The following is a 25,056-nucleotide window of genomic DNA, read 5'->3' as shown; positions in this document are numbered from 1 at the left end:
AAGGATAACCCGAGGATTATCCCTACGTATTCTTTTTCCTCGGTTTGCATTCCCATAAAGCGAACCCCAAATTACTTGCAAAAGCCCAAGTAAAATAAACTGGATGGGATGAAAAGCCCGGAATGAGGTACGAATGAGGACTTGTAAGGACAGCCAGACTACCTTAACCCAAGAACCACAAGCCTTGCTTTTCAAAAAATAAATTTTTCTATATTTGCAGCTCATTTAACACTGTTTACAGCAGTATCAATGAAATATGAGAACTTTTCAAACACTTCTATATTACTGCTATAGCCACATCAAGGATGGGGAGCAGTACACCGCAGCACATTTAAAATTTTGTAAATCTTTAGGTTTAACCGGCCGGATTATTATTGCCGATGAGGGAATAAACGGAACCGTTTCTGGTACTACCGAAGCTTGCAAGGCTTACATGGATTATATTTATGCGGATGGCAGATTTAACGCCACTGAGTTTAAAATTGATGAGGTGGATAAGCCTTCGTTTATTAAAATTCATTGTCGTTATAAGTCAGAAATTGTTTATTCGGGCTTAAAAGACCCTTCATATATAGACCCTACCAAAGAAACTGGTAAGCATTTAGAGCCTGCGGAGTTTGCCGAAATGATTGACCGTGATGATGTGATTATTTTAGATGTACGGTCTAATTATGAGCATAACATGGGGAAATTTAAAAATGCGGTGACTTTAGACATTGATAATTTTAGAGATTTTCCGTCAATGATTAATGATTTGGCGCAATACAAAGACAAAAAAGTGCTGACTTATTGTACTGGTGGCATTAAATGCGAAAAAGCTTCGGCCTTGTTGTTAAAAGAAGGGTTTAAAGATGTTTACCAGCTACATGGAGGCATTATTAAATACGGAAAAGAAGCCGGAGGAAAGGATTTTGAAGGCAAATGTTATGTTTTTGATAACCGACTGTCGGTTGATGTAAATACGGTAAACCCTGTTGTAATTTCTGCCTGTGGCAATTGCGGTACTACCACCACTAAAATGATTAATTGTGCCAATCCCGAATGCAATAAGCATTTTACGCAATGCGATGCTTGCGGTTGGGAATTGAATGGTGCTTGCTGTGCGGCTTGTAAAACCCACCCAAGAATTCGCCCTTATGATGGAACGGGTTATTATGTAAAAATACCGCAGCCAGTTAAGCCTAAAGTTTTGAGTTCGTAGTTTGAAGTCGGGAGTCCGCTGTCCGCAATCGGCAGTAATCTTGCTACTCGCTACTTGAGTCTCGATACTTTTTCTTTTTTCTAGTCTAGACAGTCCGACAGTCCGCTGACGGCAGTAATCTTGCTACTTGATACTTGTGTCCTGATACTGTTAGCTGTCTCTTCTTAAAACCTCCAATGGTGGTTGATTTAATACTTTGCGGCTACTAAAAACACCGGTAAATACTACCAAAGCCACTACAGAAATAAACAAAATAAATATGGGTAAAATCGGAGGTGCAAAAGAGCTTTCGAAACTAAATACTGCTAAAGCCCAACTTCCACCAAGGGCTAAAATCATTCCGGCTCCGGCTGCTAAAGCACCTAAAAACAGGTATTCTAAAGCGGTAATGGTTAATATTTGTTTTCTGCTGGCGCCCAGTGTGCGTAATAAAACGCTTTCTCTTAATCGCTGACTTTTACTGGTAATTACGGCAGATATTAAAACTATCCAACCGGTTGCCATGCTAAAAGCGGCCATAAATCTTATTACAAATCCTATTTTGGTGAGTAATTCGTCTAAAACTTTAAGAATCAGGTCTAAATCTATAACAGATACGTTAGGGAAACTTCTTACCACTGCGCCTTGAAATTTAGCCGAGATTTGGCTGTTTGGGACTTTTGTCATCAATACATTAAACTGCGGGGCATCTTCTAAAACTCCTTTTGGAAAAACTACCCTAAAGTTGGTTTGCATACGGCTCCAGTTTACTTCTCTTAAACTCCCAACTATGGTAGGAATCATCATTCCCTGTACGTTAAAAGTGATTTTATCGCCAACATCTACTTTAATTCTATTGGCGTAATTCTCCTCTAAAGAAACGTAAACAATATTTTCTGGGGCTTTTACTTCTCCAATCCATTTACCTTTTACCAACGTTTCGGCATCGGTTAAGCTATCTTGAAAAGTTACCCTCAACTCGCCACTAAAAGCTCTTTGAGAAGGCTCATTTTGATTTTCTCTTTTGGTTTCTCTATTATTTGGCTTAGCCGATGATAAACTATCAGCTTTAGCCAAATCGGCCGCAGTTTTTCCGTTAATTTCTTCAATTCTAACCGTTACAATAGGCACTTGATTCATTACCGGTAAAGAATAGCTTCGGGCTAAATTTGCAATGGCGTCTTTTTGACTGTTTTGGATATCAAATAAAACCATATTGGGTTGGTTTTCACCCGATGATAAAGTGACCCGATTGATTAAAATTCCCTGAACAAAAAATAGGGTACAAATAAAAGCCGTTGATAAACCAATGGAAACCGTAAGCATTAAGGTTTGATTATTAGGGCGATATAAATTAGCAAAACCTTGTCGCCATAAATAACTTAAAGAATTTGGAATGATTTTTTTTACCAACCACATCAATAATTTGGATACTCCAAAGAGTAATAAGAAAGCAAAAACCACACTTCCGGTAAAAACCAAAGCTTCTAACCAGCCGCTCATTTGCAAGTAGGTAAATACAAAAACAAATAGTAAAATGAAGAAATAAACCAACCATTTTAATGGGTCTGCGGTCTCTTTATGGCTTTCAAAAGAAGCTCTTAAGGCGTTTAACGGCGAAATTCGGCGAACTGACAATAAGGAGGGTAAAGCAAAAAGTACAGAAATAATAATGCCGAGTGTTACTCCCTGTAATATGGCCATCCATGATATTTGCATGGTAATTTGTACCGGAATAAAATCTTTTAATACGGCGGGCAATGCAAATTGTATTAAGGTACCCAAAGCCGAACCGGCAATGGCACCTATCAATCCTATAAAAACAATTTGAATGAGATAAATAAAGAAAGCTTGTTTGGCTTTTAAACCCAAGCACCGCAACGTTGCAATGGCACTTAATTTTTCGCCAATGTAAACATGAATGGCGCTACCTACGCCAATGCAACCCAATAGCAAAGCAATAAAACCTGCTAAAGCTAAAAAGCGGTTTACATCTCTAAAAGAACGACCAGTATTTTCTTTTTTAGAGGAAACGGTCTCATAGTCGAGGTTTTGTTTCTCAAAAACCGGCTGCAAATCTTTTACCAATTTATCTACATTGGTTTTATCACTGTATTTGATATAGTATTTATACTGAATACGACTGCCAATTTTAGTTAAACCTGTTTGTGGTAAATATTGTAGCGGAATGTAAACGATGGGAGCCACAGAAGCCGAAATTCCAGTTTGATTTGGGGCTTTATCTAAGATGCCTTCAATCTTAAATTTGAGTGCGCCTACTTTTATAGAATCTCCAACTTTAGCATTAAATTGAAGCATTAAGGTTTTATCTACTAAAGCTTTTCTGCCTTTTTTAAAATCTTTAGCTGCTTGTGTTGGTGTAGTTTCTATGTTTCCATAATAGGGATAATTGCCTTCTAAAGCTCTAATTTGAACCAATCTGCTGGCTTCGCTTTTTACAAAATAAAGCATAGAAGCAAAATTCCTTTCGGCAGATTGTTCTATCCCCATGGTGTCAATCATTTTCTGATCGGCAGGTTTTCTGCTCTCTAAAGTTAAATCGGCACCAGCCAAAATCTTAGCCTGGTCATCAATATCTCGGGTTAAATTATCTCTAAAAGAATACACCGCAACCAAAGCCGCAATTCCTAAAATGATAGAAGAAATAAAGAGAAATAAGCGAGAACGGTTTTTTCGGCTATCTCGCCAAGCCATTTTTACTAACCAGCCAAATGATACAGAACTTTGCTTTAACAATTGATTTTCTTGGGGCATAAACAAAGTATGGGCTAAGAATTTAATAGACTTGCTTTTGCAGATGATTGAACTTCATCAGATAAAATTTCTCCGCTTTTTAACCTGATGATTCTGCCTGTCTTGGCCGCCAATTCCATATCGTGAGTCACTATAACTAAGGTAGTGCCAGCTTGGGTGTTGAGTTCAAAAAGTAATTTTTCAATTTTATCACTGGTTTCGCCATCTAAATTTCCGGTAGGCTCATCGGCAAATAAAATGGCGGGTTTATTAGAAAAAGCTCGGGCTAAAGAAACTCTTTGCTGCTCGCCACCAGATAGTTGCACAGGATAATGATCTGCTCTATCTGCTAATCCTACTTTGTCTAATAAATCTAAGGCGTAATTTCTGATATTTTTTTCGCCTCTTAATTCCATGGGGACCATTACATTTTCTAAAGCAGTAAGCGTGGGCATTAACTGAAAATTTTGAAAGATAAAGCCTATATTTTGGTTACGAATAGCAGCTAATTCATCCTCAGATCGACCACTTAATGGATGGCTGTTGAGTATAATTTCGCCAGATGTTGGTTGATCTAAACCAGCACACAAACCTAATAAAGTAGTTTTCCCACTTCCGGATGGACCTGTAATGGCTACGGTTGAACCTTTTGAAATAGAGAAATTTATTTGATGTAAAACGGTAAGCGATTTGCCAGCACTTTTGTATATTTTGTTAATGTTTTGAATATCGAGAATAGGATTTTTATGCATGAAGGTGATTTTTATTAAAATATTAATGCAATTTGCTGATAAAATAACGCATTGTTTAACGTTATTGATATGTTTAACAAGATATCGCTATTTTAGATTTATAACTCCTGTATATGTTACGTCCTATTTTTGTAAGCTTTTTATTTTTAATGGTTTTAATTGCCGCTTGTACCAACCAAACTTCTCCAAAAAATGAGGAAAAACAAGCAGAAGCAAAATCAAATGAAACCGCATCGGTGGCAACCAAAAAGAACATCCTTTTTTTTGGAACTAGCCTTACCGCAGGTTATGGTTTAGACCCAACAGAAGCTTATCCTGCTTTAATTCAGCAAAAAATAGATTCTTTAAAACTTCCTTATAAAGTAATTAATGGCGGCTTAAGTGGCGAAACATCTGCCGCAGGAAAAAGTAGAATAGATTGGCTTTTAAAGCAGCCAGTAAGCATTTTTGTTTTAGAATTGGGTGCAAATGATGGCTTAAGAGGAATTGCAATTGAAGAAACTACCGCCAATTTACAAGCTATTATAGATAAAGTAAAAGAGAAATACCCTGATGCAAAACTGGTAATGGAAGGCATGCAATTGCCTCCAAACATGGGTGAAAAGTATGCTACAGACTTTAAAGCAATGTTTAAAAAATTAGCGAATAAGAACAAAATGGTTTACGTTGATTTTTTACTGGAAGGCGTGGGCGGTGTACCAAAATTGAATCAAAATGATGGCATACACCCAACCGCAGAAGGACATCAAATATTAGCTAAAAATGTTTGGGTGGTTTTAGAAAACGAACTTTAAAAAGATAGAATTATAATTTTTTGTCACGAATTTCTAACACAGATTAAAAGGGATTTCACAGATTTTTATTGTTACTCTTTCTCAAGCTTTGTGTTTTCTCTGTGTACTTTGTGCTCTCTGTGGTTATAATTTTTTTGCTATGAATTTCACTAATGCCATGAATTTTTAACACGGATTATAAGGATTTCACAGATTTAGAATTTTTAATTTCTATGCTTTCTATGCGAAACTCTCTGTATGCTCTGTGGTTATAAAATTTCAACTCCAACTTACTTCTTCAAAAGAACTTCAGATAAAATAGGAAAATGATCTGATGGATATCTCCCGTTATAGCTATCGGTTAAAACTCCCCATCTTTTTACCTCAAAGTGTTTACTTACAAAAACATGATCTATAATGGCATTCCCAATTAAGTTTGCCCCAAAACCGTTATAAGAATTAGTGGTAGCATAAGGATAATCAACCAGCTTAAAGCTATCTTCAAAAACAGAGCTGTTCTTAATAATTTGATAAGGCTCGCTGTTATGGTCGCCATTTAAATCTCCGGTAAAAATAACAGGTTTATTTCCTGCAATTTCTGTCACTTTTGTTAATATTAGTTTACTGCTTTCAATGCGGGCTTGCTTTCCAATATGATCATAGTGAGCATTAAATACATAGAATGATTTTTTCGTTTTCTTATCTTTTAAATAAACCCAAGTACAAAGTCTGTTGCAACAAGTAGCATCCCAGCCTAAAGAGGGTTGGTTTGGAGTAGCTGATAACCAAAAATCACCTTGATTTAAAAGTGTAAAACGATCTTTTTTATAAAGAATGGCAGAGTGTTCTCCTTTTTTTGTTCCATCATCTCGGCCTTTTCCGTAAACGCTGTATTGTGGCAATGCAGTTACTAAATCTTGCAATTGGGAATCAAAAGCTTCTTGTGTACCAATGATATCAAAATTATGAAAACGAATAAGCGCTTTTATGGCTACAGATCTATCTCTCCATGCATTTTTTTTATCGTTAAGATCATCAAATCTTAAATTGTAAGAGCCCATTACCAAACTTTGAGCTTGTATTTGTATACTAGTAAGGAGTAAAAAATTAAAGAACAGTATAGTTTTTATTGTAAAAGCTTTAAACTGAAAATTACCCATAAATTAAAATATTTTAAAAACACACCTTTAAAACGGGGCGTTTGTTAATGTATTTCAAAATTAAGCTTTGTTAATTTTAATTAGGCTAATAAATTGTTAATTTGTTGCTTTTGGTAACTAGGCTTAATAAATGCGTAAATCAATAACATTGTTTGTTTTTGGATTTTTAATATTCAATTCCTCTGCTTTTGGGGATTATTTTCAAAGTATTGGAGTGCCTTACGTTCAAAATTATACCAAATCTTCTCATTTAGCAGGCAACCAAAACTGGTCGGTTACGGTAGATGAAAACCAAATCATGTATTTTGGTAATTCAGAAGGGTTACTTTCTTTTAACGGAAATGCTTGGCAATTGCATAAAATACCACATCATTTAATTGTGCGATCTGTAGCTGCAGATTTAAAAGGTAAAATATACACTGGCGGCTTTGGCGAAATGGGTTATTGGTCTTATGATGCTAGAGCAGTTTTAAAATACCATTCGCTTACGCACCTAATTCCTAAAAACTATAAACTAAATGATGAAATATGGAAGATATATGCAGACGGAGACCGAATAATTTTTCAATCTTTTGGTGCCATATTTATCTATCAAAATGGTAAAATAAAGATAATAGAGCAAGGGCCGTATCTTTTTTTAATGAAAGCTAACAATAGGTTCTTTGTAGAAGTAATTAGAAAAGGCTTGTTTGAGTTAAAGGGGAATCAGCTTCAATTTATAAAAGGAAGTGAAATTATTAGCAATACCAGCGTACTAAGCATACTACCATTTGATCTAAACAGCTTTGTAATAGGGACTTCTAATAATGGCTTGTACTTATTTAAAGATAATAAGATCATACCTTGGGAAATACCAGCTAACCAGTTTTTAAAAACCTATCAATTAAACAATGGCGTAGCGTTATATGATAAATACTTTGCTTTTGGAACCATCTTAAACGGAGTAATTATTATTGATAAAGCGGGTAATATCATCCAAAGAATTAATAAGTCTAGCGGATTACAAAACAATACCGTTTTAAGTTTATTTGCAGATAATGCCCAAAATTTATGGGCTGGTTTAGATAATGGAATAGACCGAATTGAGTTAAATTCGCCTTTGTCTTTCTTTTTTGATAAAACAGGTGCTTTTGGTACGGTATATTCCAGTATTATTTATGGAGATAAAATTTATTTAGGCACTAATCAGGGTTTATTTTATAGTGGCTGGGATGCAACTAATAAAACACAATTTTTTGATTTTAAATTGATTCCGGGTTCGCAAGGGCAGGTGTGGGATTTATCTGTGATTGATGGAGTGCTTTTTTGCGGTCATAACAATGGAACTTTTAAAGTAAAAGGTGCAACTATTGAGAAAATATCTTCTGTAAACGGAGGCTGGATTCTCAAAAAAATGAATTTACAGCCCAACAAGTTAATCCAAGGAACTTATAATGGCTTGGTTATTTATAATAAATTAGCTAACGGAGCCTTTACTTTTTCCCATAAAATTAATGGTTTTACAGCGCCATCCAGATATGTGGAGCAAGACGCAAAAGGTAATATTTGGGTAAGTCATGCATATAAAGGCTTATTTAAAATCAACCTTAATAAAGATCTAACAGCTATAAAAGGGCCAATTAAAAGTTATGATGATAAAGCCGGATTGCCATCTAACTATGGCATTAACGTTTTTAATTTAGACGGGAAAATTATATTCTCATCCGATTCTGGATTTTATGTTTACGATGATATTAGCGATAGATTTAAAAAGTACGAAGAACTAAACAAGGGTTTAGGGTCATTTAATACTTCTAATAAGGTAATAAAAGCTGATGAAAAAAATTATTGGTTTATAGAGCATGGAAAAGTTTCTTTGGTTGATTTTACACTAGCAGGTAAAATAAAAGTGAATGCCAATTTATTCAGCATTTTAAACGGCAGAATGGTTCAGGATTATGAAAACATCTCTAAAATAAGCGAAGATTTATACCTTATTAGTGTTGATGATGGTTTTGTGCTTTTTAACAAAAAACTAAAGCTAGTGAAGCAAAAAATACCTGCCGTATTTATAGGTAAAATTGAAAACATTGCCGCTAATAATTTTACAATAACAGAAAGCGGTTTGTTAAGCAAAGATGTTAAGATAGATTATAACCAAAACAGTTTAAGAATTAACTATGGTTTGCCTTATTACAGGCAAGGTAAAATTGTTTATCAATATTATTTAAAAGGCTATTCAAAAAGTTGGTCGTCATGGTCAACTATTCCACAAAAAGATTTTACCAATTTGCCTTACGGAGATTATGAATTTAAGGTAAGAGCAAAAGTAAATGATACCGAAGTTTCTGAAATAAGCACCTTTAGTTTTGAGGTTTCACCGCCATTTTATGCTACGGTTTGGGCAATTATGGTGTATTTGATGTTGTTCTCAATTGCTGTTTACATCATTAGAGAATGGTATTTCAAGAAATTACAGAAACATCAAGAAAAAATACAATATCAATTACAACAAGAAAGAGATGATCATTTAAAAGAAGAATCAGCCATTAATGAGCAAAAACTGATTAAGCTAAAGACCGAGAAATTACAAGCCGAGTTAGAGAGTAAAAGTAGAGAAGTCACTAACTCAGCCATGAATATTGTTTACAAAAACGAGTTGTTGCAAAAAATTAAAGACGAGATTGTTAACCTTAAAGATGCTCAAGGTAAAAAATTAACAGAAGATCAGCTCAAGCGCATTCAAAAAATTATAGACGAAGGCATGAATGATGAGCGTGATTGGAATTTGTTTGAAAGCAGTTTTAACGAAACTCACGAAAACTTCTTTAAGAAATTAAAAGCCGGTCATCCAGATTTGGTTCCTAATGATTTAAAACTTTGTGCCTACTTAAGAATGAATATGAGCAGTAAAGAAATGGCCTCACTTCTTAACATCAGCCTTAGAGGTGTAGAAATAAGAAGGTATAGGCTAAGAAAGAAATTAGATATTTCTCATGATAAAAATCTTGTGGAGTTTTTAATAGAGTTGTAGCACTACTTCATTACTACACATAGTGTATAATTTCATCATAATTTATTAACTGGTTTTATTTCAGTTTGATGTAGTGCTAAATTGCATTTGAATTACTTAAAACTGTCTTTTTGATTCGTAATTAAACATTTTAACAAGAGTTGATGATCATCTTTTTTGATGATGATGTAGTGATGTAGAGGCGTTTTTTTTTTTATTCGATGTAAAAACCATCCATCTTTACCGTACCAATTTTAAAAAATCAATTAAATATGAAACGAAAAGCTCTACTAGTATTACTATGTCTTTTCTCTTATTTTACAGTTTTTGCGCAGAACATCAAAGTGACTGGTAAGGTTTCTGATGCTGTGAGCAGTGAAACACTAATAGGAGTAAGCGTAAGCCTTAAAGGTTCTACAGTTGCCACACAAACAGATGTGAATGGTAATTATGTTATTAATGTACCAGCAAATGGTTTATTGGTATTTACCTACCTAGGATTTGTTACCCAAGAAATTCCTGTTAACGGACGAGAAAGTATTGATGTTAAACTATCTGCTTCTGCCCAGCAATTAGAACAAGTGGTAGTTATAGGTTACGGAACGCAAAGGAAAAGAGATTTAACGGGCTCTATCACCTCTGTTAAAGGAGGAGATATTGAGAAATCTCCAAATATTAACCCAATTTCTTCTTTACAAGGTAAAGTAGCAGGTTTAACTATTGTAAATAGTGGAACACCAGGCGCCGCCCCAACTGTTCGTATCAGAGGGGTAAATAGTACCGGTTCTTCTAATCCAATTTATGTGGTAGATGGAGTTATCCAAACCAATATAGATTATGTAAACCAAAATGATATTGAAAGTATTGAGGTTTTGAAAGATCCATCTTCTACCGCAATTTTTGGTGTGCAAGGAGGTAACGGTGTAATTGTTGTGACTACCAAAAGAGCAGTAAAGGGAGAGACTAGGGTTTCTTTTCAAAGTTCAGCAGGTATTCAAACGGTCCCTAATCAAATTGATGTAGTAGATGCTTCGGGATTTAAAAGATTATATGCGGCACAGCTATCCAATTTAAATGCGGCACCCTTTGATTTTACAAATTATACTGCAAATACAGATTGGCAAGATTTAGTTTTAAAAACTGCGGCCATTACCAACAGTAGCTTAAGTATTTCTAATAGTACCGAAAAAACAACCACTTTAGTAAGTTTAGGGTATAATAACCAAGAAGGTGTGGTTAAGAATAGTAATTTCCAGCGCTATAATCTTCGTTTAAACCAAGAAATTAGAGTAAACAGTAAGATTAGAGTAGGTGCGGATATAGTAGGGTCACATTACATCAGTGATCCTGCGGATGTTTCGCTAAACAATGCCTTATGGGCAGCTCCAATTGTTCCAGTACAGTTAGATGCTAATACTTATTACAGTATGCCGTCTTTTCAAAGAGCACAAGTTGGAAACCCAATAGCAACATTAAATAGAAATGATAAAACTTCTGTTAATAAAGGTTACCGAGCAGTTGGAAATATATTTGCCGAAGTAACTTTCTTAAAACAGTTTAAAGCCAGATCGTCATTCTATACCGATTTAAGTTTTAATGGCTCAAGAGGTTACAACGCTTTACCTTTCTCATTCATAAATTTAGGAGAAGGTACAAACCCAACCGAAACAACTTTTGATAGAAATGTTAAAACTTCTGTAAATCAAAATCAAGCAGAATTTAGAAAATATCAACAAGATCATACCATTACTTATGATTCTACCTTTAATAAAAAACATAAAATAACTGCTTTAGCAGGATTTAGTTCTATATACACGGGTAGCTCAAACTTAGAAGGATCTAGAAGAGATACTACATTAAACATTCCAAATAATCCTGATTATTGGTATTTAAACATCATTAATAATTCAAATCCAGCGGCAGCTGTAGGAGGCAATGGATCAGAATCTGCTCAACTTTCTTACTTTGGAAGGGTTAATTATGCATTTAACAACAAATATTTAGCTAATGCATCTGTCAGACGAGATGGTATTTCCAAATTTGCTCCAGCCAACAGATGGGGAACTTTTGGGAGTATAGGCTTAGGTTGGGTTGTGAGTGAAGAATCTTTTTTCAAAAATGTTAAAAAAATTGATTTCTTAAAGCTTAGAACTTCTTGGGGTACATTAGGAAATGCCAATGGTTTTGGAGAAAATCTTTATTTACCAGGTTTACAAATATCAGATGTAGGAGTTTTTGGGGATAACGTTTATCCATCAGTTTCTCCAGCATATTTTCCCGATCCTAATTTGCGTTGGGAAGTGATAAGAGGTTTTGATATTGGTTTAGAAGCTAAAGCTTTTGATTACAGATTGAGTGCTGATATTGCGTTATATGATAGAACAACCAAAGATATTATTACATCAGTTATTTTGCCAAATCAACCTTTACCTTACAGAACTAATTTAGGAACCATTAGCAATAAAGGAATTGAAATTGCCTTAAGTTGGAATGATAAAATTGGAAGCGATTTTACGTACAACATAAGCCCAAATATGAGTTACAACAAAAACAAAGTAGAATCTATAGGTAATAACTTCAATTTTGAATTGTTAGGTAATAATGGGGCTAACAGAACCAGATCTGGTGAATCTATAGGTTATTTTTATGGATATAAGCAAGTGGGAATTTATCAATCTACAGCAGATTTAGACAAAATGCCAGCGTTTAGTAATTCACTACCCGGAGACATTGCTTACGAAGATGTGAATGGAGACGGTGTAATTACTACAGCAGATAGAACAAACTTAGGTTCTCCTTTTCCTAACTTCAATTATGGTATTAACGTCTCTTTTGGATACAAGCAATTTGACGTTTTACTTGAAGGACAAGGAGTAGCTGGTAATTTGGTTTATACGCAAAGAAGAACTTCAAACTTTGCAGTTTTAAACTATGAAAGCAATCGTTTAAATGCTTATACCACACCAGGTAGTAGTAATATAGAGCCAATTTTAGATAACTCCAGAGGGAACAATTATTTCTTTAGTAATTATTTTCTAGAGCCAGGTGATTACTTCCGTTTAAGAACCGCACAATTAGGTTACACTTTTGGTAAACAGCCACTTACGGCGCTAGGTCTTAAGACTTTTAGACTTTACATGAGTGGCCAAAATATTAAAACTTGGAGCAAAACCACTGGTTATACTCCAGAAGCACCAATCAGCAATATTTTAGGTGCAGGTGCTGATAACGGAATTTATCCAATACCAGCAATTTATACTGTAGGCGTTAACGTAACTTTTTAATCATTAACAGAATAGAAAATGAAAAATATTTTAAAATTCAAAAAAAGGCATTTTGCGTTGCTCATATTAATGATTGCGACAACTTTTGTGGCCTGTGATAAAGATTTTTTAGATCGCCAGGCACAAGGAGAGTACAACCAAGATAATTATCCTTATCCAGGAGGTTCTGGTCCGTATGATCAATTTATAAATGCAGCATATTCTAGTTTAAGAAACTATAACGCTACTGTAATGCCTTTTATAGCTGCGGTAAGTATTAGAAGTGATGATGCTGATAAAGGAAGTACTCCTTCTGATGGTGCAGATGCCTTACAATTAGACAATTTTAACATTACACCAGCGAACGGTTTAGTAAATGCGTTATGGAGCGGGCACATTTCTTTAATAGCAGATTGTAATTATATTTTAGATAGGATAAAAAACGACCCAAATCCTAATACTGCTGCAAATCTGAAGATTGATGCAGAAGCACAAGCTAAGTTTTTAAGAGGCTATGCCTATTTTATGATGGTGCGTTTATATGGTCGTGTTCCAATTATTGATTCTATTACCACTTCTTCAGCAGGCGCAGCAAATATCCCACAAAGTACACCTGCCCAAGTTTATGCTTTTATAGAGAAAGATCTACAATTTGCGGCGGCTAATTTGGCACCAAGTTATGATCCTAAATTTATTGGAAGAATCACAGTTGGTGCAGCTAACGGCTTATTAGCTAAAGTTTATTTGACACAAAGAAAATGGGCGCAGGCAATGGCAACCGCTAATCTCGTGATGACTTCTGGTCAGTATGATTTATCAGTGCCTTATTCTAAAGTTTTTGACGAAGCAGGAGAAAATTCAAAAGAATCTATTTTTGAAGTTCAAGCTACAGCTACAGCAGCAGTGCCAGAACAGTTTGGTTCTCAATATGCACAAGTTCAAGGTGTAAGAGGCTCTGGCGATTGGAATTTAGGATGGGGATTTAATGTGCCTAGTACAGCTTTAGAAGCGGCGTATGAAACTGGCGACCCAAGAAAAGCCCGTACCATTTTATACTCTGGTGGCACTTCTTTATATGGAGAGGCTGTACCAGCTGGTTTACCAAATCCAAGGTATAACAACAAAGTGAGTACTCCAAGAGCCAAACAAACAGCTATCAATAGCCGCTCTGCCTGGTGGATGAACGTTAGATTATTACGTTATGCTGATGTAGTTTTAATGTACGCAGAAGCTGCTAATGAATTAGGTGGTGTAGCAAATACAACCAGTGCTTTATCGGCTTTAAACAGTGTGAGAGCAAGAGCAAGAGGGGGTAACAATGCAATCTTACCTAATGTAGTAACTACAGATCAATTAGTATTGAGTAACGCAATCAGACAGGAGAGAAGAGTAGAACTAGGTATGGAGCATGAGCGTTTCTTTGATATTGTAAGATGGGGAATTGCTGCCGATGTTTTGCAAGCACAAGGAAAAACATTTGTTGTAGGTAAACATGAAATATTGCCTATTCCTCAAACTCAAATAGATTTAAGTAAAGGTGTATTAACTCAAAATTTTGGTTATAATTAATATCATGATGAAAAAGAAAATATTTAACATCAGTAGTTTGATGATCGCAGTTGTTACATTAGCAGCCCTATCATCATGTAAAAAAGATGGTAATCCAAATAATTTACCCGCTGTTTCTTCGGCACAATACGAAGGTAAAATTGATGGCTATAGCAGTTCAGACGAAATTTATCCAGATAACTTGGTCGCTTATTGGTCTTTTGATGGTACAAATAATGAAACTAAAACTGGTACTGCGCCAACTACCACTTCAGGAGCATCTTTTATCCCCGGTGGGGTAAAAGGACAAGCTTTAAGCTTAAACGCTGGGTTCTTGTATTACGCAACTCAACTTAACGCTTTTAAAACTGATGCTTTCAAAAGTTTTACAGTAAGTACCTGGGTGCAAATCTTAAATAATGGATCTAAAAGAACCATGTTAATGCAGTTAGCCAGACCAGGGATGTTAAACGGAAATCTAGATTTTAATTTAAATACCAATAACAATCCAGCATCGGTAACCAATTATTTAAGAATAAACCCAACTTTTGCTACAGTAGGAGGAGGGAGACAAGATAATGTAAATGCATTTGGTGCAGTTAATGTTTCTCCTGCAATAGGTAGTAATGTATGGGTAAACTTGGTGCTAACTTATGATGGAACAACTGGGTTTTTTCACATCTATGGCGATGGGGTAAGAATTGGTAATTATCCAGGGCGTGGAACAGGAAATAACTTGTTTAAATCTTATGAGCCAAGCGAGGTAATTATTGGAGGAAATTACAATACTATACCAGGCAAGACTGTGAATGCCGATGTTTCTTATGCCGCTATGACAGGAAACATAGATGAAATCAGAATATTCAATAAGGTATTGCCAGATGCACATATCAAAGCTTTATTTAACTTAGGTAAAGCAGGTAAATAATTACAAAGCTCTGGCTTTATAGCCAGAGCTTTTTTTTAATTAAAATCTCCCTTTTGGTATGTTAAGCACTTATCTTAGAACTGTTTTTTTTGCTATAATTTTTTTGCTATCCCTATTAGGATGTAAGAAAGATGAGTCAGAACAACAAAGCCCAAAAGATGCCACCATTTCTTTTACCGTAAATGGCGCTTATAATGGCACACTTTCTTATAAAGGATTAAATTTAAATCCTAAAATCATCATTACTTTTTCAGAAGCTATTAAAGCGAGTGAAGTAAATAATATCATTCTCAAAATTGAAAACGGGATAAATTTGACGGTTACTTCCAGCTTATCAAATCAAAATAAAGCTGTAGAGATAAGCCCATCAAATCCATTAACTTCTTTTACAAATTATCAGCTTATTATTCCTACAACACTTGCTACAGAATCAGGAGGGAGAATTATCAATCCTTTAACCATCAATTTGCAAACAGGGTTTGATGATGCAGATAAGTTTCCAAGAATTTCAGATGAAGATTTGCTTACGCTGATACAAAAACAAACCTTTAAATATTTTTGGGATTTTGGGCATCCAAACAGTGGAATGGCTAGAGAAAGAAACACCTCTGCAGATATTGTGACTACCGGAGGAACAGGTTTTGGGATCATGAGCATAGTTACTGCCGTAAGTAGAAATTTTATAAGTAAAGCTGATGGACTGCTTCGAACACAAAAAATAGTTTCGTTCTTAAAAACTGCCGATAAATTTCATGGTGCTTTTCCTCACTGGATAAACGGAAACACAGGGAAAGTACAACCATTTAGCGCAAAAGATAACGGTGCAGATTTGGTGGAAACTTCCTTTTTAATGGAAGGTTTATTAGTTGCCCGCCAGTATTTTAATGGTACTGATGCTGCCGAGGTAACTTTAAGAAATGATATCAATCAACTTTACCAAAATGTAGAATGGAGTTGGTTTAGGAAGAATAATGAGGAAAGATTGCTTTGGCATTGGAGTCCAGAGTTTACTTGGGATATTAATCTTCAAGTAAAAGGATGGAACGAATCTTTAATGGTTTATGTTTTAGCAGCTTCTTCAACTAATTACAGCATTCCAAAATCTGTTTATGATAACGGTTGGGCAGGTAATGGATCTATAAAAAATGGCAACAGCTTTTATGGCGTAAACTTACCGCTTGGTCCGGCAAATGGTGGCCCACTTTTCTTTGAGCATTATTCTTTAATGGCTTTAAACCCAACTGGTTTAACTGATGCTTATGCTAATTATGAAACTCAAGCTAAAGCACACAGCAAAATCAATTATAATTATTGCGTAGCAAATCCGCAAGGCTATTCTGGCTATTCAACTGAAAGTTGGGGGCTTACGGCTAGCGATATAAACGGTGGGTATACGGCTAGTTCTCCAAATAATGATAGAGGTTATATAGCGCCAACGGCAGCTATTTCTTCCATTCCTTTTACTCCAGAAGAATCTCTAAGGGCCATCAGGTTTTTTTATTATAAGCTTGGCGATAAAATGTGGGGCGAGTATGGTTTTAAAGATGCTTTTTCTTTAAATGATCCGTGGTTTGCAAGCTCTTATTTAGCTATAGATCAAGGTCCGCAAATTGTAATGATAGAAAACTACAGAACGGGTTTAATTTGGAATTTATTTATGAGTTGTCCTGAAGTAAAAACCGGATTAACAAAACTTGGCTTTCAAAGCCCAAAAATTTAGAAAATGATAAGCCGTAACCTATATATTCTTTGTGTATTATTTATTTCTGCTTGCGGAAGTACACAAAAACTGAATGAAAAATCAACAAAACTAACTGATGAACAACTCTTAGATACCGTACAATACCATACTTTTCAATATTTTTGGGATGGTGCCGAACCCGTTTCTGGTGCTGGAAGAGAACGTTTTCATGAAGACAATATCTATCCACAAAACGATAAAAATACCGTAGCCACCGGAGCCACAGGTTTTGGTATTATGGCCATTATAAGTGCTATAGATCGTGGTTACGTTTCTAAAAAAGAAGGCGTTGCCCGACTAAATAAAATTCTTAATTATTTAAAAACTGCCGAACGTTTTCATGGCGCTTGGCCGCATTGGATGATTGGCGAAACAGGCAAAGTAAAACCTTTTTCAGCCAAAGATGATGGTGGCGATTTGGTAGAAACTTCATTTATTGCTCAGGGTTTAATCTGCGTGAAGCAATACTTTAAAAACGGTAATCAACAAGAAAAGCAATTATCGGCTTTAGCCGATAATTTATGGAAAGGAATTGATTTTAATTGGTATAGAAACGGTCAAAATGTTTTGTATTGGCATTGGAGCCCAAAAAATCAATGGCAAATGAATTTCCCTGTAAAGGGTTTTAATGAGTGTTTAATTATGTACGTTTTGGGTGCTTCTTCGCCTACTCACGGCATTTCTAAACAAGTTTATGATGAAGGTTGGGCAATGAATGGGAAAATTAAATCACCAAGAAATTATAAAAACATTAATCTGCAATTCTTCCATCAGGGAGATGCTAAACATGGTGGCCCCATGTTTTGGTCGCATTACTCTTTTTTAGGTTTAGATCCTAATGGTTTAAAAGATAATTATGGTGATTTTGGTATGGAAACTAAAAATCAGGCATTAATTAATTATCAATGGTGTGTTGATAATCCCAATAATTTTAAAGGTTATGGCGCTAATAGTTGGGGTTTAACGGCTAGTTATTCTGTAAAAGGTTATGCTGGGCATGCACCAAGTGAGAAAAATGATTTAGGGGTAATTGCACCAACTGCTGCACTTTCATCTATCGTTTATACTCCTAAAGAATCTATTGCCGCCATGCGTTATTGGTACGAAAATAAAAAAGACAAAATGTGGGGTAAATATGGTTTTTATGATGCTTTTAGCGAAACAGATAACTGGTATCCTAAAAGATATTTAGGCATAGACCAAGGCCCAATTGTGGTGATGATGGAAAACTACCGATCTGGCTTATTATGGAAACTTTTTATGAGTGATGAAGATGTGCAAAAGGGATTAAAGAAGTTAGATTTTGAGAGCCCTTATTTAAAAAAATAAAGATGAAGGGTAAAAAAATTAAACTTCTTTTTATAAGTCTGTTGTTTTTAAATAGCAGCTTATCAGTAGCGCAACAAACGTATTGTAATCCAATTAATTTAGATTATACCTACATGATTTATAACTCTAATAATGATATATCCTATCGTTCTGGAGCAGATCCTGCGGTGGTTCAATTTAGAGGAGAATATTATATGTTTGTGACCCGTTCTATGGGTTATTGGCATTCAACAGATTTAACCAATTGGGATTTTATTACGCCAGAAAAATGGTATTTCCAAGGCTCTAATGCACCGGCAGCTCATAATTATAAAGATTCTGTTTTGTATGTAACCGGAGATCCATCTGGTTCTATGAGTATTTTATATACCGATAATCCTAAAAAAGGAGATTGGAAAGCTACTCCATCCATCATTAGTGATATACAAGATCCAGCGCTTTTTATTGATGATGATGATAAAGCTTATATTTTTTGGGGCTCGTCTAATTTATATCCTATAAGGGCAAAAGAGTTAAATAAGAACAAAAGATTTACGCCATCAGAGCAAACTAAAGAGCTATTTAATTTAGACGAAGCAAACCACGGTTGGGAACGTTTTGGCGAAAATCATACGTCAACCATGGAAGGTTATATGGAAGGTCCCTGGCTAACTAAGCATAACGGGAAATATTATTTGCAATATGCCGCTCCCGGTACAGAGTTTAATGTTTATGGCGATGGCGTTTACACCAGTGACCATCCGCTTGGACCTTACACTTATGCACCAAATAACCCTGTTTCTTATAAACCAGGTGGTTTTATGAATGGAGCAGGACATGGAAGTACGGTTTTAGGTCCTGGAAATGAGTTTTGGCATTTCGCCTCTATGGCAGTTTCTGTAAATGTAAATTGGGAAAGAAGAATAGCCATGTTTCCCGCTGGTTTTGATAAAGATGGTTTAATGTATACCAATACCTCTTTTGGAGATTATCCGCATTATGCTGCTTCTTTACCTAATAAAAAAGGTGATTTTGCAGGTTGGATGCTGCTATCTTATAAAAAACCAGTTACTGCATCATCAACAGTAGGAGAGTTTACTGCCAATCATGTAAATGACGAGAACGTAAAATCTTTTTGGTTAGCCCAAAAGAATGATGATAAACAATTGTTGCAAATAGATTTAGAGAAACCATCTGCTGTTTATGCCATTCAAATTAATTATCATGATTATAAATCAAACTTATATGGCCGAATGCCAAATTTATATCATCGCTATAGCATAGAAGGCTCATTAGATGGTAAAAATTGGTTTGTAGTGGCCAATAAGAAAAATAGTTTTAAAGATACTCCAAATGATTATTTAGAATTAGAAAATCCGGTAGAGTTAAGATATATCAGATACCTCAATCAAAAAGTACCTACCACAAATTTGGCTATTTCTGGGTTTAGAGTTTTTGGAAAAGGGCATGGCAAAACAGTTTCAACAGTTAAAAACTTTAAAGTAGATCGTCAGGATGATCAAAGGGATGCCAAACTCACTTGGGATAAACAACTCAACGCCCAGGGTTATAATATTAAATGGGGTATTGCGCCTGATAAGTTATATAGTTCTTGGTTGGTCTATGATACCAACGAGTTGATGATGAAAAGTCTAACCAAAGGGCAAGGCTATTATTTTAGTATTGAAGCATTTAATGAAAACGGAATTTCTGCCATCACAAGACCTTTAAAAGTAGAATAATATGAGATTGAAAAACTTATTGTTTTTAATTGCTTTTTTGTGCTCAACCCTAGCTTTTGCACAGCAAAGGCCACCTTTTTATCAAGAAATTGAAGCTTTTAAAAAAGCCGATAGTGTACGAATGCCTGTAAAAAACGGAATTTTATTTGTTGGCAGTTCTTCTTTTACCATGTGGAAAGATTTGGAAAAGACTTACCAAAAGTATCAGGCAATTAACAGGGGTTTTGGAGGTTCTAATTTAGCAAATGCCATTTATTATGCTGATGATATTATTTTCCCTTATCAGCCTCGCCAAATTGTAATTTATAGTGGCGAAAATGATATTGCAGAAGGTGCTACGCCTGATGTTACTTTTGATAGGTTTAAGCTACTATTCAGCCTCATTCGTAAGAAAATGCCAAATGTGGCCATCAGTTTTATTTCTATTAAACCAAGTTTGAGTAGAGAAAAGTTTATGCCTCAAATGCTTTATGCAAACGAGCTCATCAAAACATATTTACAGACACAAACCAACGTGTCTTTTATAGATGTTTACCACTTGATGTTGCAAGAAAATGGGAAGCCTATGAGTGATATTTTTATCAAAGATAATTTACACATGAATCAAAAAGGATATGATATATGGACAAAAACCATTACTCCTTATCTTATTCAACAATAAATAATTACAGAGATTATGAAACTACTTAAATATATTTTAACTTTTGGTGTATTAACCGCTGTTACAGCATGTGTGCAACAAAAACAGATAGCTAGTAAAACAGCTATAGCATCTACTTCAAAAATGGATATTTTCATTGCAGACTTAATGTCTAAAATGACAGTTGAAGAAAAAATTGGTCAGCTTAATTTACTCACTGGCGGAGAAGCCATTACGGGTTCTACCGGAAATTCAGATTTGGAAAATAAGGTAAAAAGAGGCGAAGTTGGCGGTTTTTTTAGTTTAACTACACCAGAGCGAGTAAGAAAAGCACAAGATTTAGCGGTAAACTATTCTCGTTTAAAAATTCCTCTAATTTTTGGTCTAGATGTTATTCATGGTTATAAAACAACCTTTCCAATCCCGCTTGCCATGTCAGCAACTTGGGATATGGAATTAATCAAGAAAACGGCGCAAATAGCAGCAGAAGAAGCTGCCGCTGATGGAATTAATTGGACATTTTCTCCCATGGTAGATATCTCTCGTGACCCAAGATGGGGACGTTTTTCTGAAGGTAGCGGAGAAGATCCTTTCTTAGGATCTGAAATTGCAAGAGCAATGGTTAAAGGTTATCAAGGTGATGATTTAACTAAAATAAATACCATTATGGCCTGTGTAAAGCATTTTGCTTTGTATGGTGCTGGCGAAGGTGGCAGAGATTATAATACGGTAGATATGAGTAAGGTGAGAATGTATAACGAGTATTTAGCGCCATATAAAGCTGCAATTGACGCCGGAGCAGGCAGTGTAATGACTTCTTTTAACGAAATTGATGGGGTACCAGCTACTGCTAATAAGTGGTTGGTAACAGATTTACTAAGAAATCAATGGCAATTTAAAGGCTTTGTAGTCACAGATTATACTGGAATTAACGAAATGGTGGATCATGGTTTTGGAAATTTACAACAGGTTTCTGCATTATCATTAAATGCCGGAGTAGATATGGACATGGTGGGCGAAGGTTTTTTGACTACGCTAAAAAAATCGTTGAATGAAAACAAGGTAAGTAAAGAAGAAATTGATAGAGCTTGCAGATATGTATTAGAAGCAAAATATAAGTTGGGTCTATTTGAAGATCCTTTTAAATATTGCAATGATGAAAGAGCCAGAACTAAAATATTTACCAAAGAAAATATAGCAGCATCTAGAGAAGCGGCAACCAAAAGCTTTGTGCTTCTTAGAAATGAAAATAATTTATTGCCATTAAAAAAGACGGCAAAAATAGCTTTAGTAGGGCCTCTAGCAGATAGTAAAGTGAATATGCCCGGTACGTGGAGTGTTTCTACAGACCTAAGTAAAGCCATTTCAGTAAAGCAAGGTTTGGAAGAAGCTGTAGGTAATAAAGCTCAAATAATTTATGCCTTAGGTTCTAATTTATTAGAAGATATTGAATATCAGAAACGAGCCACCATGTTTGGTAGAGATATGATAAGGGATAATAGAGCCGAGGAAACCATCATTCAAGAAGCTGTTGATGCCGCATTAAAAGCCGATATAGTTGTTGCAGCTTTAGGAGAAAGCTCTGAAATGAGTGGTGAGAGCTCAAGCAGATCTGATATTCAAATTCCAGCTATTCAAAAAAGATTATTAGCAGCTTTATTGAAAACGGGTAAACCAGTGGTTCTTTTGGTGTTTAATGGTCGCCCATTAGATCTTACTTATGAAAGCAAAAATGTGCCTGCTATTTTAAATGTTTGGTTTGGCGGAACAGAAACCGGTCATGCTATTGCTGATGTTTTGTTTGGCGATGTTAATCCATCTGGAAAACTGAGTGCAACTTTCCCTCAAAACGTAGGTCAAGTACCTTTATATTATAACCATAAAAACACAGGCCGCCCGTTAGAAGAAGGTAAATGGTTCACTAAATTTAAATCCAATTATTTAGATGTAAGTAACGATCCCCTTTATCCATTTGGTTTTGGGTTAAGTTATACCACATTTGAAATTTCTGCTCCAGTTTTAAATCAGACGACTTTAGGCGCAAACGGAAGCATCAGCGTTACGGTAAAAGTGAAGAATGCAGGAAATAGAGATGGTGAAGAAGTGGTGCAACTTTACATTAGAGATTTAGTAGGCTCTATCACCAGACCAGTAAAAGAATTAAAAGGTTTTCAAAAAATAGCTTTAAAAGCAGGAGAAACCAAAGAGGTAACTTTTAAACTGACGGAGGAACACTTGAAGTTTTATAATTCAAATTTAGAATTTGTTTCAGAACCAGGTGATTTTAAGGTTTTTGTGGGAAATAGTGTCGCAAACGTTAAAGAAGCATCGTTCAAATTAGTTAAGTAATAAAAATGAAAAGATTTAGTGTATTAATTGCCTTTTGTTTATGTTTTATCAGCATTAAAGCGCAAGATAAAAGTGCTTTTGTGAAAACCATATTTGTTTCAAAAGGAGATACTTTGCCGGTCAGAATTTTGTATCCAGAGAATTTTGATCATACAAAAAAATATCCATTAATGCTTTTTTTGCATGGCAGAGGCGAGTCTGGTAATGATAATGAAAAGCAACTGATACATGGTTCTAAGATGTTTTTAGATCCAGCTTTTAGAGCTAAATATCCAGCGGTTGTCGTTTTTCCTCAATGTAGTGATGATAGTTACTGGGCTAATGTGAAAATTACTACAGACGAAAAAGGAAAAAGAAATTTCGAATTTCTTAAAGGAGGAAAGCCTACCCAAGCCATGAGACTTTTGCGGTCTTATTTAAAGGAGCTGGAAGATTTATCCTATTTAGATCACAATCGTTTTTATGTTGGAGGCCTTTCCATGGGCGGAATGGGAACCTATGAGTTGTTAAGAAGAGAAAGAAATACCTTTGCTGCCGCATTTGCAATTTGTGGTGGAAGTAATGTATCAAACGTGAAAAAATACGCCAATAAACTTCCTTTATGGTTGTTTCATGGTTTAAAAGACGATGTGGTAAAGCCAGATTTTACCATTAATATAGCCAATGAACTTAAAAGATTAGGTGCTGATTATAAGCTTAATTTATATCCAAATGCAAATCATAACAGTTGGGATGCTGCTTTTGCAGAGCCAGAGTTACTCCCCTGGATATTCTCGAAATCAAAAAATTAAAAATAGGTTTAGGTTGATTGTAAAACCCGTTTGCAAATTGCAGCGGGTTTTTTTCTTTTAAAAAGGATTTAAAAAAATAGCCTTCATCAAATAAGTTTGATGAAGGCTATAAATAAAAAAGATAATCTATTTAATATTTGATGCTGATAGGCATAAAATAAGCTCTTTCAACGGGTTTTCCTTGCTCTAAAGCAGGATTCCATTTTGGTGCATTTTTAAGTGCATTAACAGCAAAATCATTCACTTTTTTGTTTGATGAATTTACTACTACTATGTTTTGTAGGTTGCCAGTAACATCAACAATAAATTTCATGGTTAATTTTTCATTATTAAAATTCATATCCTGCATTGATGCAGATATATGGTTGTAAAAGTTATTGATACCTCCTTTTGGTTCTGGTCTTTTACTGCGTTGTTGATAAGCATAAATTTTGCCTTCAGCAGCGTAATTTTCACCTTTAATTAAGATACCGTTTTTGTAAACTTCAGTAAATACAAGCTTATTGGCTTCATAACCTTGCCAAATGCCATCGGCAACTGTGTTTTTTACATTTCCTTCTTGTGTTATTTTTAAATGATCATCATAAGCTTTAAAATAGCCATTTCCGTCTTGTAAGGTGATTTCATCATTTTCATTAGCGCAAAATAAATATTTAGAAGTGCTTTCTTTTTGAAGAGTATAACCGTAACCTGCTGAGTGATTTAAAATTTTATAGTTCACTTTTCCATTAGAAAAATAGTGAGTTTGCATGCCATTTGGCAAACCTTCTGAGTAGCTAATTACATCTTTTTTATTGCCATTGGTGTAAAATGTGGTAATTTCTCCTTCTCTAATTAAAGTAAGCATACTTTGTACAGTTCCTTTTTCTTTAAGTTGGTTATCCATACAAAAACGTTCAAAATTTAGCAGACCGTTTTCGGCAGCGTTAAATTTGATGTAGTAGGTTGCGCTATCTTTAGATTGAGTGGGTACGTTGTTATTTAAGTAATAGCGAGTTACTTCTTGTGCATTTACCGCGAAGGTAAAACAAACACAAAGGGCGAGGGTGGTATATAGTCTTTTCATGATGATTATATTTGGTTAATATAAATGTAATTAAAATTTAATATTAAATTAACATTGAAATGAAAATAA

Annotated in this window: 16 protein-coding genes; 12 read left to right on the top strand and 4 right to left on the bottom strand. The window is 35.0% G+C overall.

Annotated elements, in window-relative coordinates:
- The first annotated feature begins 256 nt into the window (after positions 1-256).
- Positions 257-1,201 carry an oxygen-dependent tRNA uridine(34) hydroxylase TrhO gene (gene trhO / locus FA046_RS00285; RefSeq protein ID WP_136824365.1) on the top strand — a complete coding sequence of 315 codons (945 nt, stop codon included), beginning with the start codon at positions 257-259 and terminating at the stop codon, positions 1,199-1,201.
- A gap of 150 nt (positions 1,202-1,351) precedes the next feature.
- Here the strand turns inward: trhO and FA046_RS00280 are convergent, their stop codons facing one another.
- Complete coding sequence (locus FA046_RS00280; protein ID WP_136824364.1) at positions 1,352-3,955, bottom strand: ABC transporter permease; 2,604 nt, start codon at positions 3,953-3,955, stop codon at positions 1,352-1,354.
- A 14-nt stretch (positions 3,956-3,969) separates the two neighbouring features.
- Positions 3,970-4,686 carry an ABC transporter ATP-binding protein gene (locus FA046_RS00275; protein WP_136824363.1) on the bottom strand — a complete coding sequence of 239 codons (717 nt, stop codon included), beginning with the start codon at positions 4,684-4,686 and terminating at the stop codon, positions 3,970-3,972.
- Positions 4,687-4,799: 113 nt separating this feature from the next.
- Here FA046_RS00275 and FA046_RS00270 point away from each other — a divergent pair, with 113 nt between their 5' ends.
- On the top strand, positions 4,800-5,480 hold the full coding sequence (locus FA046_RS00270; RefSeq protein ID WP_136824362.1) for an arylesterase: 681 nt from the start codon (positions 4,800-4,802) through the stop codon (positions 5,478-5,480).
- 269 nt (positions 5,481-5,749) lie between these two features.
- Here the strand turns inward: FA046_RS00270 and FA046_RS00265 are convergent, their stop codons facing one another.
- Positions 5,750-6,619, bottom strand: a complete 870-nt coding sequence (locus tag FA046_RS00265) for an endonuclease/exonuclease/phosphatase family protein (RefSeq protein WP_136824361.1) — start codon at positions 6,617-6,619, stop codon at positions 5,750-5,752.
- A 130-nt stretch (positions 6,620-6,749) separates the two neighbouring features.
- Between FA046_RS00265 and FA046_RS00260 the strand changes: the two genes are divergently transcribed.
- The 10 genes from FA046_RS00260 (at position 6,750) to FA046_RS00215 (ending at position 23,921) form a co-directional block, all read left to right on the top strand.
- Entirely contained in the window at positions 6,750-9,632 is a 2,883-nt protein-coding gene (locus tag FA046_RS00260) for a triple tyrosine motif-containing protein (RefSeq protein ID WP_136824360.1), read from the top strand.
- Positions 9,633-9,883: 251 nt separating this feature from the next.
- Entirely contained in the window at positions 9,884-12,895 is a 3,012-nt protein-coding gene (locus tag FA046_RS00255; RefSeq protein WP_136824359.1) for a SusC/RagA family TonB-linked outer membrane protein, read from the top strand.
- Positions 12,896-12,913: 18 nt separating this feature from the next.
- Positions 12,914-14,443: a RagB/SusD family nutrient uptake outer membrane protein gene (locus FA046_RS00250; RefSeq protein WP_136824358.1), complete on the top strand. Its 1,530-nt coding sequence runs from the start codon at positions 12,914-12,916 to the stop codon at positions 14,441-14,443.
- A 4-nt stretch (positions 14,444-14,447) separates the two neighbouring features.
- The gene (locus tag FA046_RS00245) at positions 14,448-15,350 is read left to right on the top strand and encodes a LamG domain-containing protein (RefSeq protein WP_225870849.1); all 903 of its coding nucleotides are present in this window, start codon (positions 14,448-14,450) and stop codon (positions 15,348-15,350) included.
- A 58-nt stretch (positions 15,351-15,408) separates the two neighbouring features.
- Positions 15,409-17,070, top strand: a complete 1,662-nt coding sequence (locus FA046_RS00240) for a glucoamylase family protein (RefSeq protein WP_136824357.1) — start codon at positions 15,409-15,411, stop codon at positions 17,068-17,070.
- A 3-nt stretch (positions 17,071-17,073) separates the two neighbouring features.
- Entirely contained in the window at positions 17,074-18,420 is a 1,347-nt protein-coding gene (locus tag FA046_RS00235) for a glucoamylase family protein (protein ID WP_136824356.1), read from the top strand.
- A gap of 2 nt (positions 18,421-18,422) precedes the next feature.
- Complete coding sequence (locus tag FA046_RS00230) at positions 18,423-20,141, top strand: family 43 glycosylhydrolase (protein WP_136824355.1); 1,719 nt, start codon at positions 18,423-18,425, stop codon at positions 20,139-20,141.
- 1 nt (position 20,142) lies between these two features.
- Positions 20,143-20,802 (top strand): GDSL-type esterase/lipase family protein, encoded by a 660-nt coding sequence (locus FA046_RS00225; protein ID WP_136824354.1) that lies wholly within the window; start codon positions 20,143-20,145, stop codon positions 20,800-20,802.
- Between the two features lie 15 nt (positions 20,803-20,817).
- Positions 20,818-23,130 (top strand): beta-glucosidase BglX, encoded by a 2,313-nt coding sequence (gene bglX, locus FA046_RS00220; protein WP_136824353.1) that lies wholly within the window; start codon positions 20,818-20,820, stop codon positions 23,128-23,130.
- Positions 23,131-23,135: 5 nt separating this feature from the next.
- Positions 23,136-23,921, top strand: coding sequence for a carboxylesterase family protein (locus FA046_RS00215; RefSeq protein WP_136824352.1), 786 nt, complete (start codon positions 23,136-23,138; stop codon positions 23,919-23,921).
- 130 nt (positions 23,922-24,051) lie between these two features.
- On the opposite strand, the gene FA046_RS00210 is transcribed toward FA046_RS00215, so the two are convergent.
- Positions 24,052-24,987: an energy transducer TonB gene (locus FA046_RS00210; RefSeq protein WP_136824351.1), complete on the bottom strand. Its 936-nt coding sequence runs from the start codon at positions 24,985-24,987 to the stop codon at positions 24,052-24,054.
- Between the last annotated feature and the right edge of the window lie 69 nt (positions 24,988-25,056).

This window comes from Pedobacter cryophilus (genome assembly GCF_005116455.1).
Classification (GTDB): domain Bacteria; phylum Bacteroidota; class Bacteroidia; order Sphingobacteriales; family Sphingobacteriaceae; genus Pseudopedobacter; species Pseudopedobacter cryophilum.
Note: the sequence above shows the minus strand (reverse complement) of the source record. Positions and strands in the feature narration are given on the sequence as shown.

What these genes read in the sequence shown, in the direction of transcription:
- FA046_RS00225 (WP_136824354.1), top strand. Translation starts at nt 20,143, where the DNA reads ATGAGATTGAAAAACTTATTGTTTTTAATTGCTTTTTTGTGCTCAACC.
- FA046_RS00260 (WP_136824360.1), top strand. Translation starts at nt 6,750, where the DNA reads ATGCGTAAATCAATAACATTGTTTGTTTTTGGATTTTTAATATTCAAT.
- FA046_RS00235 (WP_136824356.1), top strand. Translation starts at nt 17,074, where the DNA reads ATGATAAGCCGTAACCTATATATTCTTTGTGTATTATTTATTTCTGCT.
- bglX (WP_136824353.1), top strand. Translation starts at nt 20,818, where the DNA reads ATGAAACTACTTAAATATATTTTAACTTTTGGTGTATTAACCGCTGTT.
- FA046_RS00245 (WP_225870849.1), top strand. Translation starts at nt 14,448, where the DNA reads ATGATGAAAAAGAAAATATTTAACATCAGTAGTTTGATGATCGCAGTT.
- FA046_RS00210 (WP_136824351.1), bottom strand. Translation starts at nt 24,987, where the DNA reads ATGAAAAGACTATATACCACCCTCGCCCTTTGTGTTTGTTTTACCTTC.
- FA046_RS00240 (WP_136824357.1), top strand. Translation starts at nt 15,409, where the DNA reads ATGTTAAGCACTTATCTTAGAACTGTTTTTTTTGCTATAATTTTTTTG.
- FA046_RS00255 (WP_136824359.1), top strand. Translation starts at nt 9,884, where the DNA reads ATGAAACGAAAAGCTCTACTAGTATTACTATGTCTTTTCTCTTATTTT.
- FA046_RS00265 (WP_136824361.1), bottom strand. Translation starts at nt 6,619, where the DNA reads ATGGGTAATTTTCAGTTTAAAGCTTTTACAATAAAAACTATACTGTTC.
- FA046_RS00215 (WP_136824352.1), top strand. Translation starts at nt 23,136, where the DNA reads ATGAAAAGATTTAGTGTATTAATTGCCTTTTGTTTATGTTTTATCAGC.
- FA046_RS00250 (WP_136824358.1), top strand. Translation starts at nt 12,914, where the DNA reads ATGAAAAATATTTTAAAATTCAAAAAAAGGCATTTTGCGTTGCTCATA.
- trhO (WP_136824365.1), top strand. Translation starts at nt 257, where the DNA reads ATGAGAACTTTTCAAACACTTCTATATTACTGCTATAGCCACATCAAG.
- FA046_RS00230 (WP_136824355.1), top strand. Translation starts at nt 18,423, where the DNA reads ATGAAGGGTAAAAAAATTAAACTTCTTTTTATAAGTCTGTTGTTTTTA.
- FA046_RS00275 (WP_136824363.1), bottom strand. Translation starts at nt 4,686, where the DNA reads ATGCATAAAAATCCTATTCTCGATATTCAAAACATTAACAAAATATAC.
- FA046_RS00270 (WP_136824362.1), top strand. Translation starts at nt 4,800, where the DNA reads ATGTTACGTCCTATTTTTGTAAGCTTTTTATTTTTAATGGTTTTAATT.
- FA046_RS00280 (WP_136824364.1), bottom strand. Translation starts at nt 3,955, where the DNA reads ATGCCCCAAGAAAATCAATTGTTAAAGCAAAGTTCTGTATCATTTGGC.